This is a genomic window from Nostoc sp. DedQUE02 (assembly GCF_034531035.1).
GTDB lineage: Bacteria > Cyanobacteriota > Cyanobacteriia > Cyanobacteriales > Nostocaceae > Nostoc.
In genome coordinates, this window is record NZ_JAVRBY020000110.1 from 1 (window position 1) to 13,047 (window position 13,047).

The following is a 13,047-nucleotide window of genomic DNA, read 5'->3' on the forward strand; positions in this document are numbered from 1 at the left end:
TTCAAATTCAATCGGAATTGGTAAAGCATTGGCCAAAGCTTCTAAACTTACTTTTTTAATCGATTGCAGCACTGCGAACCAAATTTGCAACAAGATATATTCGGCAGTACTTAGTTGACTTTTAAGATGTGTTTGGTAAAATTTAGGTAATATTATCAATAGATAGGTCTTATTGACAAAAGTAGACCTATCTTTTTCGAACATTATTTTTTGTCTCCTCAGAAACTTCCGATTCCGGTATAGTTTCTTATCGACAAGTACCTGAACCTAGTACTTTATATAGCACACTTCTTCTTGGCACTATTGGCTTGTTCATGAAAAGAAAGGTAAGATCAATCAAAAACATTAAAGCTTAACCTCGACTTAAGAGGGTGTAATGTGGTTGGGTTCTCATCTGCGTATACTCTTTTGATAAATTGTATTAAAAAAAGCAAAATCCAATGAAAACCACTGGTATTCATCATGTAGCGATTATTTGTTCTGACTATGATCGCTCCAAACAATTTTATGTCGAAACTTTAGGATTTTCGATTATTCAAGAGACTTTTCGCGCCGCCAGAAATTCTTATAAATTAGATTTAAAAGTTACAGAAAATACTCAAATCGAACTATTCTCTTTCCCAAATCCCCCAGAACGACCTAATAAACCAGAGTCTTGTGGTTTAAGACATCTTGCTTTTCAAGTTGATGATGTAGAGGAAACTGTTTTTTATTTAAAATCAAAAGGTTTAGAAGTAGAAAATATCAGAGTTGATGAAATTACAGGTAAAAAATATACTTTCTTTAAAGACCCAGACAATTTACCATTAGAAATTTATGAGCGTTCAAATTACTGCTAGGCAAACTTATTATCACTATAGATAATAGACATTTTGCAAAATTCGGGGTAAAGGTGAAGGGGAAAAGGGTAAAGAAACTCAAAATCCTTTCCCTTTAACCTTTACCCTTTACCCTAAGAGTGCAAAAATATATTTTTGGAAGATGTCTAATGAAGTGATGTCTACAATGCTCTACGCCTATGCATCAGTCTAATTTGAAAGTTAATCTCTTGAAGAGAAGTTGTTTTGATTCTAAGTCAACTTTACGGCATAAAATTTATCTGGTTGTTTGGCGGACAGTGAACACTTCTACCAAAAGAATCGCCAGTTTCTGCATCCCTTAATTCCACAAGTTTAGCGTTATCAGTACACACACTTCTACCTTTAGCCATTCTAAACTCACCTTGGACAAAACCAGTCACTATCCATACCATTCGATTGTTAGAAATCGATGATTTGTACTCCCCGTTTTTGGCTGCAAATTCCTCGTATGTTGTAAGTTTTGCTTCTGTAATTCGCATCTTGGTAGACTTTTTGATAACACTTTCAATTGTCATCAAACGACTTGCTGGTAAGCTATTATTTGCAGGATATATTCGTACTCTTGAGTTGAATGGTATTGCTTGATTGACTGGCTTTTTTGTCTGTACTGGTTTAGCTGTGACCGTCTGCACTAGCAATAAAGTAATAGTGTTAGCAAATATAAAAGCAGATAATGAAGTTATTGTAAAAATATTAAACATAGTGTAAAGACGTTTCATAATGCTCAGAATGCTAACAACTTCATACCACTTTAAGCGATCGCTCCCATGAGTGTTTGCATCATTGCGCGAGAAACTCTATTCTGTCAAAGCATCAAGTTGAGCCAGTATTCTTATGCCTTCCTCTCGGTTGCCACTTGCGGCCATTGGTTTAAATCTGGTATATTCCCATTCAAAAAACTCAAAAGCGATCGCTAGTAGATAAATATCTGCAATATCCAGCCAAAGAACCCAGGATAATGAATCATAATTAATCTCTATAGCTTTGAGTTATCAGCCATCAGCCGCCAGTTACCAGCCGGAAGCTGAGATGCCGAATATTCAAGGCTTTGGATTCTACTTAACGAATTGACTATGAATTCTGAACAAATCAAAAATTCTCTAAATATTTCGCCAGCGATACGTGTAGGAGTACTGGGTTTCGGTGGACTCGGACAAGCAGCCGCCAAGGTAGTTGCTGGCAAACGAGAAATGATTTTAGTCGCAGCAGCAGATCAAAAAGGTTACGCTTATGCTGCTGAAGGTTTAAATACTGAAAAATCTGTTGCAACCTATCAATCCCAAGGTTCGGTAGGTTATTTAGAGCCAATTGGTACATTAACAAATCAAAGTATTCAGGATTTAATCGAAATAGCTGAAGTAGATGGGTATTTTTTGGCTTTACCCAACCTGCCAAATGATTTTATTCCCAATGTCGCCAAGGAATTTATCAAATCTGGTTGGCGTGGGGTATTAGTAGATGCAATTAAACGCACCACTGCTGTAGAACAACTCCTAGCGATGAAAGATGAACTGGAAGCCGCCGGGATTACTTACATGACAGGATGCGGTGCTACCCCTGGACTATTAACAGCAGCAGCAGCTTTAGCCGCCCAAAGTTACGCCGAAATTCATCAAGTTGAAATTACCTTTGGGGTGGGAATTGCTAACTGGGAAGCTTACCGCGCCACTGTTCGGGAAGACATTGGCCACATGCCTGGTTACACAGTAGAAGCTGCTAGGGCGATGACTGACGCCGAAGTAGAAGCACTACTAGATAAAACTAATGGCGTGCTGACCTTGAAAAATATGGAACACGCTGATGATGTGATGTTAGAAGTAGCCGGGATAGTAGGGCGCGATCGCGTTACAGTTGGTGGTGTAGTCGATACTCGCAATCCCAAAAAGCCACTCAGCACCAATGTGAAGGTAACAGGACGTACCTTTGAAGGAAAAATTTCTACCCATACCTTTACTCTCGGAGATGAAACCAGCATGGCAGCAAATGTCTGCGGCCCTGCTTTCGGCTATCTCAAAGCTGGTAGACAATTGCACCAACGCGGCATCTATGGAATATTCACCGCAGCCGAAATTATGCCGCAATTTGTTAGGTAAGTAGGGAACTGGGGACACTTCGACTGTGCGGTAGTTGAGCGTAGTCGAAACTCAGTGCATCGCTGGGGACTAGATTCGGCGATGCCTACGACTGGCTACGCCTACGCATTTGTTATTTCGGCGTGTCCATAACGCCCTGCCTGCTAAATAGCTTTCATTGGCAGACTGACAACGAATGTCGCCCCCTGTCCAATTCCTGGACTTTCGACCGAGACTATGCCACCGTGTAATTCTACCAAGTGGCGGACGATCGCTAGCCCTAATCCTAGTCCTCCATGCGATCGCGTGGTGGAACTGTCAGCTTGACGAAAGCGTTCAAATACATGGGGCAGGAATTCAGCAGGAATTCCGACTCCTGTATCACTCACCCCAATTTGCACATAAGATTCAATGCGTTTCAATTGCACATCAACTCTTCCGCCCTTGGGTGTAAACTTGACGGCGTTGGAGAGCAAATTCCACACAACCTGTTGCAAGCGGCTGGCATCACCCACAACTACCCCTACTTCCGGGTTGAACTTACACTTGATACTAATCTCTTTGGCCTGGGCTGCTGGGTACACACTATCAATTGCCGCCTCTACAAGTGGTACAAGTTCAACCTGAGCCATACTTAGATGCAGTGTGCCTCTAATAATCCGTGACACATCTAGAACATCTTCAATCAGTTGTGCCAGGGATCTACCGTTACGCTCAATGGTCTCTAGTGCCCGACCAGTAGTAGCCTCATCAAACTTGCGACTTCTAAGTAGCTGCGTCCACCCTAGTATAGCATTTAGGGGTGTACGTAGTTCGTGGGAGAGTGTGGCGAGAAACTCATCCTTCATACGGTTTGCGGTTTCTGCATCAGCGCGTGCTGCTTGTTCACGCTCAAGCAGTTGTTCGCGTTCTTGTTCTGCTTGCTTGCGATCGCTAATGTCAATCATGAATCCATGTAGTAGCTGCGGCCCATTCTCATCCCGCACCACATTCACAATGTCATACAACCACACGACTCTGCCATCAGCAGCCAACATTCTATATTCAAATTCGTAATTATTCAGTAATAGAGAAGATTCTAGGCAATACTCAATAGCCCACTCCCGATCTTCTGGGTGCATGTGTTTTGCCCAGAAATCATCGGTGTACCAGTCTGACAATTGATAGCCCAAAATCTCAAAAGTTTGTGGCCCTACGTAGGTAAAATTCCCGGTAGTGGCATTTACCTCCCAAGGAATCATACGAACTTTTTCGGTGAGCATCTTTAACCGTTTCTCACTTTGTTTGAGAGCTGCTTCTGCTAACTTGTGAAGTGTAATATCTGTAATTAGGGCAACAAATCCTTCAACTTTTCCCTGCTGACTAAACTGGGGAATGTAAGTGACATTTATGTAATGGTTTGTGCCATCTTTATCGGGTAATTGGGTTTCATAAGTTACTTGCTCTCCTGAAAGTACCGCTTCTACATAAGGAAGAATCGACTGATAAACAGATTCTCCCAAAATTTCTCTAATATGTTTACCAGAAATTTCAGAAGCAGGAAGCCCAAACCAGTTTTCATATCCTTTGTTATTAAAGCGATAACGCTGCTGAATATCAACATAAGAAATCTGGACGGGCACTGCATTTGTAATCAGGCGCAATTGATCTTCTCGTTGACGCAGTGCTGCTTCCGCTTGTTTGCTTGCTGTGATGTCGCGTTGAGTTCCCCACGCTCTGACTAAAAGACCATTTTCGACAATTCCCACCAGATTATTCAAAAAATATTTGGAATTACCTTGTTTATCTATTTCATGAGACTCTGCATCGATGAGTCGGTAGTTAGAACGGATAAAATGACGCAGGTATGCAATATTATGTGGATCGGAGGAAACAAGAAAGTCTCCTAGTTTGGCGCTGATAATTTCTTCGGCACGAAAATAGCCATACATCTGCGCCACAACATTGTTGCATTCTGCTAAGTAACCATACTGGTAAAAATGCTTAATTTGTTCATCTTCTGGACAATCTGGCGAAATTGGTACTTCCAATTCCATACACCAAATACCTTCTGAACTCTGCTCTAAAAAAGCGCGATAGCGTTCTTCGCTTTTGCAAAGGGCAAGTTCTATTTGTTTGCGTTTGCTTAAATCAACTACAAAACAGATAACATCCTCTCGATTATTTTCTAACAAGGCGCAACCTAATAGGATGGGAACACGGCTGCGATCTTTGCGGATGTATTCGTTCTCAAAAGGCTGACACACGCCTTTGGTTTTGAGTTCTGCGATCGCACTTTTGTTAGCTTCCATATATTCTGGTGGTATCATGTCGCACCAGCGCACTTTCCCTGCTAGCAAATCTTCCTGCGAATAACCTACCATTGTTAAAAAAGAATCGTTAGCCTCTGCGATGGCGTAACCCGCCGTAGGCATCGCCCCGTCCATATTAGCTACAATTACCCCAATAATGTTGGACTCTACCAACCTTCTAAATTTTGCCTCGCTCACCTCTATCTTTTGCAAACTCATTTGAAGATTTTGCTTCGCAGTGCGTAACTCTGAGTTGAGCAAGCTAATAAGTATTGTTACGAAGATAAACAAGCCTAACCGCACTATGGTGTCTAGATCCGTAACGGCGAGCGAAAACGCTGGCTCTACAAAAAAATAGCTGACGGCTAAAGTAGACAAAGCAGTAGCCAGTAACCCTGCTTTCATGCCGCCATACCAGGCACTAACCGCCACGGCAGCAAAAAACAGCAGGAAAATAGTTGGTTTTAGTAGTGGCTGTAGCAATAGTGTTAGTAGCAGTGCGCTACCAACAGCCAATAATGCCACAGCATAGGGCACTAGAAGGGAACGTATTCCTTTCAATGTGGCTTCTCCTTTTATGCAGCTAGCTAAAGGATTATTCCCAAAATCAGCTAGAGAATGCGACGCCGATAGCAAGTCTGCGAGCGTCACAGCTCACCGTAGACATCGCTCAACATTTATTATGCATCGGAAAAATACACATCTAAGCAATTACTTGCTGTGAATCTATCTAAAGTAGTAAAACTTAGTTTTAACAAAGGTTAAATAATTGATAATTGTCGTTCCAATTATATACTTTTTGTTTTATGATATCCGTCAAAAAGTACAGAAATGTTAATTTTTAAAATTAATTTCTTTGAGGATATAAGTCATCATTTCCCCTTTGCCTTTAACCTGAATAAAACCTCGTTTCTCCAATAAGTATTTATCCTTCAAAAGCTGATAAGTTGCTTCACAAACTTGGATACTACCTGCTATACCATGTGATTCCATCCTACTGGCAGTATTTACTGTATCTCCCCAGAGGTCGTAGGCAAATTTTTTCAGCCCAATCACCCCCGCCACTACTGGCCCTGTACTAATGCCAATACGGATACGAAATAACTGGTTATTTTCTGCATTAAACTTAGCTATAGCATTTTGCATATCCAATGCCATATTAGCTATAGCTGGAGCATGATTGTTAGACTGATTTTGCAACCCAGAAACAGCCATATATGCATCACCAATGGTCTTGATTTTTTCTACTCCATGACGTTCTGCTAATTGGTCGAATAAACAGAATATTGTATTTAATAACTCGACTAATTCCGCAGGAGATGTCCGAGTTGAAAGCTCTGTAAAACCAACAATATCGGCAAATAGTACCGTAACTTCTAGAAAACTATCAGCAATTGTTGTAGGCTGTTGTTTTAATTGTTCTGCAATCATCTCTGGCAAAATATTTAGTAACAGCCTTTCTGATTTTTGCTGCGCTAGTTCCATTGCCTTACGGGCGTAAAATTCTTTTTTTCGCAAGCGTTCGTATAAATAGACAGAAAACACACAAATTATGCAAGTCCAAAAGAAATATAATCCTTGTTCAACATAAAAAGCTGATGGATTTTTCAATATGGGGTTATATAAAATATATAAACTTAAATAGCAAATTATTGTTCCTAATTGAGATATTAAATGCATCCACCATTGCACTGGAATAATTGTAGCTTGGGTGAGAAACATCAGAGTCCAAATATTACTTCTTGGTTCTAGATTATTGAACAGCAAAGCGATATCAATTTGGACAACACAAGTTACAGACCAGCACAAACTCAAAAAAATTAAGTCAGGATGGCGGCGACCGATAGGAGTTTTACATAAAACCCAACAAATAAGAGTAAATACTTCTACTACAATACCAATTTTAAAAGCGTATATTTTGCCTTCTAATTGTGAATTTGCCCAAAGAAAAAAAACGATCAAAGTTAAGCCAGCGATTAGCATAATCTGCGCCTGCAATTGCAGCCGTTTCAGCAGAAAGCTTTGTCGTTGTTCTTTGTAAGATTCGGCAAGGTTATTGTTGGTTTGCCGATCAGACATTCCGTGACTAATGAGCGCATCTAGTTGGGTTTTGTCGGAGTTAGTTGGATGAATCATGCCCTTTTTGCGTTATTAGTAATCAAGGGAGTGGGTATTGGGGACTGGGTACTGGGTAGCAGATACTAAGTACTGAGAACTAAAGAAGAGTTTTCCCAATTTCCAATTCCCAATCCCCAATCCCTAATCCCCAGTCCCCAAAATGGCTCGTACCCCTACATTAAATTTTGATCGTGGCACATTAATTTTGCATCCACCACCACGCGGCAAAGGTTGGATGGATTATGCAACATGGGATGATAGAGTTGAAAAATTCCGCATTCCAGCAATTCGATATCGATCGCTAGTGGAAGCACTACAAGCGGAAGATGTGAATTTTATCGATGAGGCCAAGCAATTTTATCCTGTAGATTTGGTTCCCAGTCTGGAAATGGAACCCTATCCCCATCAGACTGAAGCGCTAGCGGCTTGGAAACTGGCGGGTAGACAAGGGGTTGTTGTGCTTCCCACGGCGGCGGGAAAGACTTATTTAGCACAAATGGCGATGCAGTCAACGCCACGCACGACGCTGATTGTAGTGCCAACTTTGGATTTGATGCATCAGTGGTATGCACATTTGGTAGCGGCTTTCCCTGATGCTGAGGTGGGATTGCTGGGAGGTGGTTCGCGGGATAGAACGGCAATTTTAGTTGCAACTTATGATAGTGCCGCAATTCACGCTGAGACGTTGGGAAATCAATATGCATTAATTGTTTTTGACGAATGTCATCATTTACCGACAGATTTTAATCGAGTAATTGCTGAATATGCGATCGCACCTTATCGCCTGGGACTCTCCGCGACACCAGAACGCACTGATGGTAAACACGCTGAGTTAAATATCCTCATTGGAGAAGAAGTATATCGCAAACGCGCTGAAGATTTGGCGGGAAAGGCGTTAGCAGAACATGAAATTGTCCAAATTAAGGTTAAGTTATCGCAACTTGAGCGGGAAAGATACAATCAACTAATTCAAACTCGCAATGATTTTTTAAAGCAATCCCGGATTTCTTTGGGGAGTCTGCAAGGTTGGCAAATGTTTGTGCAAATGAGTGCGCGATCGCAATCTGGAAGAAGGGCGATGTTAGCGCATCGAGAAGCAAAAGATATCGCTTTGGGTACTGATGGAAAGTTGCGAATTTTGATTGATTTATTGGCAGAACATTATCCGGCAAGAATTTTGATTTTTACTGCTGATAATACGACGGTTTATCGCATTTCTCAAGAGTTGCTAATTCCGGCAATTACTCATCAAACTCCTGTGAAAGAACGGCATGAAATATTAACCAAGTTTCGAGAGGGTAAATATAATACTTTGGTGGCTTCTCATGTGTTGAATGAAGGGGTTGATGTGCCGGCGGCAACTGTTGCAATTATTTTATCGGGAACGGGTTCGGCTAGGGAGTATACTCAGCGATTGGGTAGGGTTTTGCGGAAGGGGAATATTGAGAATAAGCAGGCGATTTTGTATGAGGTGGTGGCGGAGGACACGAGTGAGGAGGGGACTTCGGCTAGGCGGAGAGGGGAGAAGAGAGCAGGGGGAGCAGGGGAGGTAAGAGAAGCAGGGGGAGAAAAAGAAAAGAAAGGGAAGTTACAGGTTGTGTATGGGAGTGGGAAGGAACGGAGTTTGAAGGCTGCGGAACAGTTAGAAATTAATTATTCAGTCCAAAATCCAAAACTTGTACTGAGCGAACTTGTACCGAGCATCTCGACTTCGCTCGATGGAGCCGAAGTTGAAGTAGTCGAAGTATCTAAAATCCAAAATTCAGCAGATGTTACCGACAGATTTACTGATGCATCGCCAAAACGGAGAGGAGATCATTCCGAAGAGACTGAAGATTGATCAAAAAACTTCGGAGTTGGCGATTGAGTTAATTAATTATTTTCAATCAGCAGTGGGGAAAACTCAAGGTATGCTTGAGCGACAACTGACTGATTTTGAAGGAGATTCTACAGATTATCGGGTGAAGCGGGGGTTAGCTTATATTCTCAAAAGCAGCTTTTGCACTTTTGAGGTAGTTAGTCCTTTGGAACCACAAATGTTAAGAGAACGGGTGTTTTCGTTAGCTGCAAAGTCGGTTTCTAGTCGGGAATCAACACAAGTTACTCTGAGTAAAATTGCTGATGAATTAACTCAAGAACTTGAACGGGAAGTTTTATTAGAACAGGTTCGTAATGGACTCTATGCTGATTTATCTGAAAATAAAATTTTGACAGTGTTTGATGCACCAACAGCGCCAGATTTGTTAAATCGATATAACTTATCTCAGGTGCAGGGTGTGTTTTATAAAGCCAGTCAATTGGTGTTAAATGCCCATCGCAATGTTCCGGGTGAATATAAGCTATTATTTCGCTATTTAAAGTTGTTTCAATTGATGGCTTATATTGAAGGTGATGCTGACCACGGGTTTACAATTACTATTGATGGGCCGACGAGTTTGTTTAATCCTAGTACGCGATATGGGTTAGCGATCGCTAAACTTATTCCGGCTTTACTTCACGTTACTAAATGGAGTCTTTCGTCGATTCTCCAAAGCCGCGATGCTTATACAAATAGTTGGAAAACTGGACGTTTCACTCTCAATTCCGAATGTGGTTTAGTATCCCACTATCCACCAGGTAAGCCCTACGATAGTATGCTAGAAGCATCCTTTGCTGATAAATGGGATGCGTTGAAAAGTGGTTGGGCATTAGAACGAGAAGTTGATTTGATACCGATTCCTGGTAGTGTGATGATTCCCGATTTTCGTTTGGTGCATTCTGATGGACGCACCTTCTTATTAGAAATTGTTGGTTATTGGCGACCAGAATATTTACAGAAAAAGTTTTCTCAGGTGCGGCGGGCTGGACGTGATGACTTAATTTTAGCAATTTCTGAGCGACTTAATTTAGAAAAGGCGGGAGTAAAATTAAATGATGTCCCCGCGAGAATTGTTTGGTTTAAAGATAAGTTATTGCCGAAAGCCGTGTTAGCTGTAATGGATTGATTAAGGTTTAGCCCATTCTGACTCACCTCGACTGCGCCCTTCTCTACGAGATGCCTGACATTCAGGTAATTTTTGATAACGTGCCTGTGATGAACAGCCAGGGCTTTAAACTCCACCATCTTCTCATCACTTCCCCGTAACTGAACATCTGGTGTAAGAAACTGCAACAGATTCAGATTTTCCAATAACAACACAGCAGATAATAACTGCCCCTTATTAAAATCCGGTTTCCAAATCGAATTCTCCCCAGGTTCTAACTGCGATGCTGCCCGTTTAGTAAAATATCTTTACGTAAATTTATCAGTTAATAATGTAAAGAATATGCAAAGATGTGTCTGGAAGCAAAGACATCTAAGTAAATACGGTAGTATATGGTTAGTGTTAGGTTATTGAGATGTTCTGTATTCTCAAATTAGGCGTTTACGCATAATTGCCCACAAGGAGGGTCATAAAAGTATATTTACCAAGCCAGAGTTAACTATTGACTATTTTCTCTTCTAGTAGGATTTAGGCACTGGCAAAAAACTACAACAGCTTTCGATCAAACCTACCACAAAAATCCTAGTGGCAAGTTTGATTACAATTAGCTGTAAATATGAAGGCTGGATTTTTGATGCTTGTTCACTGGTTTATAAGGGACAAAGATAATTTATTTAGCCTGTAATGACTGATTATTCGGAATTTTGAATACAGACCGTGATGAATTTGTACAATGCTTAAAACTTAAATAGTCAGAGAAATCAAAATTAGTGCTATTACAAGCCATTCTTTTATGGCTGAATTTTCGAGAAATAGTAATATTTCCCAAAGGTGACGGAGAAAAGTATGCCGAAAACACCAATTTTGGGGGCGTTTGTGCTTGAAAACAGCCTAACGCGACTTAAACATTTTTGGAGCAGAAACATGCTTGAAACCCATGCAGGGCAAGGAAAATATACATCCACATATAGCTTTTAGGCTCTTTCCTGGCTACTTTTTGTTTAAGTCCTACTAACAGTTTCCTTCAAAACTGAAATTCCTAAAAAAATCGATTGAGGTAGGTAAAAGTTATGGCAAATATCATTGGAACCAACGGTAACGATACCATATATGGTAGTAGTGAAGCGGACACGATTAATGGTCTTGCAGGCAACGACACCTTAACTGGTGGAGGTGGTAACGACACCTTAACTGGTGGAGGTGGTAAGGATAAATTTGTTTATGAGTACTACGGCAACTACAACCAGAATATTAATATCATCACCGATTTTGGTGGCGTAGGTAAAGGGACAAACCCGACAGCAGCAGTTATTGCCGAAGTGGATACCATCAAATTCGAGGGCGAAGGTCTCACTGCCCAAAATTTGCTAATGACCCAGAATGGCAACAATCTGGAAATCAGCTTTCAAGGGGATACTTATACTGCAACAAGGTTTTTAGGTCCCAAAGTCATTCTGAAAAACTTCAAATTAGAAAATTTGGAGAACCTGAAAGCTTCTGGAGCAACACCAGCGATCGGCAATATCATATTTAATGGCCAGACTAGTATCACAGACAGTTTTAATGTCCTTGATGCCAACTCCACTGATACTACTATAGGTATCAAAAACACAGTAACCTTTCTCAATGACCTCTCTAACAATATTGTAGGTTTAGACGACTCAAATGATGTCATAAATGGTCAGGGTGGCAATGACATCATTGACGGCTTGAGTGGGAACGACCTTTTAAGAGGTGGTGCGGGGAATGATACTCTCATTGGTGGTGCGGGGAATGATACTCTCGTTGGTGGCGTAGGCAATGAATCCCTTGTTGGGGGCAATGAATCCCTCGTTGGTGGTACTGGCAACGATTACTTGAATGTTGAATTTTCAACAGGCAATAACACCCTCAACGGTGGCGCTGGTGACGATACGTTGAATGCTGGGGCAACATCTGGCAATAACTTACTTTTTGGGGGCGATGGCAATGATTTTCTTTACGCCTCTAACGTTTATAGCAGCGTTAGTCCTTACATTTATTACCCCTCCTCAAGCAATAACACCCTCAACGGTGGCGCTGGTAACGATACTTTGAATGCTCAGTCTCCATCCGGCAATAACTTACTTTTTGGGGGCGATGGCAATGATTCTCTCTCTACCTCTGGCATCTCTACTTATAAAGGGGAGCCTAATTTTAGCTCTTCAGGCAATAACACCCTCAACGGTGGCGCTGGTAACGATACTTTGAGGGCTCAGTATTCAACAGGCAATAACCTACTCTCTGGGGATGATGGCAATGATTTTCTCTCCATTGATGCCTATTTATCTATTTACGGCGATAGCTCTGGTTATTTGTCCTCTTCAGGCAAGAACACTCTCAACGGTGGTGCTGGTGACGATACTTTGAGTGCTGAACATTCAACAGGCAATAACTTCTTCTCTGGGGGCGATGGCAATGATTCCTTCTATCTAAGCCCCACATTCCCAGCTACTGCCCCCTCTGATTTAGTGACTCAAACGGTAGATGGAGGTAAGGGTGACGATTTGTTGTTCGTCGATTACACGTTAGGTACAGGGGGTATCACAACGACATTCAATCCGACTACTAACATTGGAGCAATTACGGCGGGCAAATATCGAGTCAGCTACAAGGATATCGAACGATTAAATATCTCAGGTACAACCTACAATGACAATATTTTAGGGGGCAATGGTAATGATACACTCTCTGGGGGTGATGGTGGCAAAGATACGATCGATGG

General features: G+C 41.4%; 9 protein-coding genes and 1 pseudogene. 6 read left to right on the plus strand and 4 right to left on the minus strand.

Going from position 1 to position 13,047, the window contains the following annotated elements; genetic code table 11:
- A pseudogene (locus tag RMX98_RS35145) lies at positions 1-153 on the minus strand (IS4 family transposase); the annotation flags it as partial.
- An 86-nt stretch (positions 154-239) separates the two neighbouring features.
- On the opposite strand from RMX98_RS35145, the gene RMX98_RS35150 reads away from it, so the two are divergent.
- Both RMX98_RS35150 and RMX98_RS35155 read left to right on the plus strand, forming a co-directional pair.
- Positions 240-356 (plus strand): PEP-CTERM sorting domain-containing protein, encoded by a 117-nt coding sequence (locus RMX98_RS35150; RefSeq protein ID WP_322675882.1) that lies wholly within the window; start codon positions 240-242, stop codon positions 354-356.
- Positions 357-440: 84 nt separating this feature from the next.
- On the plus strand, positions 441-839 hold the full coding sequence (locus RMX98_RS35155; RefSeq protein ID WP_322675863.1) for a VOC family protein: 399 nt from the start codon (positions 441-443) through the stop codon (positions 837-839).
- A 242-nt stretch (positions 840-1,081) separates the two neighbouring features.
- Here the strand turns inward: RMX98_RS35155 and RMX98_RS35160 are convergent, their stop codons facing one another.
- Positions 1,082-1,579 (minus strand): hypothetical protein, encoded by a 498-nt coding sequence (locus RMX98_RS35160; protein ID WP_322675864.1) that lies wholly within the window; start codon positions 1,577-1,579, stop codon positions 1,082-1,084.
- 354 nt (positions 1,580-1,933) lie between these two features.
- On the opposite strand from RMX98_RS35160, the gene bioU reads away from it, so the two are divergent.
- A complete protein-coding gene (gene bioU, locus RMX98_RS35165; protein WP_322675865.1) occupies positions 1,934-2,953 on the plus strand; it encodes a (S)-8-amino-7-oxononanoate synthase BioU in 1,020 nt (339 codons plus the stop codon).
- Between the two features lie 143 nt (positions 2,954-3,096).
- On the opposite strand, the gene RMX98_RS35170 is transcribed toward bioU, so the two are convergent.
- A complete protein-coding gene (locus tag RMX98_RS35170; RefSeq protein ID WP_322675866.1) occupies positions 3,097-5,784 on the minus strand; it encodes a PAS domain S-box protein in 2,688 nt (895 codons plus the stop codon).
- 273 nt (positions 5,785-6,057) lie between these two features.
- Positions 6,058-7,359: an adenylate/guanylate cyclase domain-containing protein gene (locus RMX98_RS35175; RefSeq protein WP_322675867.1), complete on the minus strand. Its 1,302-nt coding sequence runs from the start codon at positions 7,357-7,359 to the stop codon at positions 6,058-6,060.
- A 142-nt stretch (positions 7,360-7,501) separates the two neighbouring features.
- Between RMX98_RS35175 and RMX98_RS35180 the strand changes: the two genes are divergently transcribed.
- From RMX98_RS35180 to RMX98_RS35190, 3 genes are all read left to right on the plus strand, one after another.
- Complete coding sequence (locus tag RMX98_RS35180) at positions 7,502-9,181, plus strand: DEAD/DEAH box helicase (RefSeq protein ID WP_322675868.1); 1,680 nt, start codon at positions 7,502-7,504, stop codon at positions 9,179-9,181.
- A complete protein-coding gene (locus RMX98_RS35185) occupies positions 9,111-10,325 on the plus strand; it encodes a DUF790 family protein (protein ID WP_322675869.1) in 1,215 nt (404 codons plus the stop codon). Before RMX98_RS35180 ends, RMX98_RS35185 begins: the two co-directional genes overlap by 71 nt.
- 1,049 nt (positions 10,326-11,374) lie before the next feature.
- Positions 11,375-13,047 (plus strand): calcium-binding protein (locus RMX98_RS35190; protein ID WP_409882100.1); only part of this gene is annotated, 1,673 nt, incomplete at its 3' end.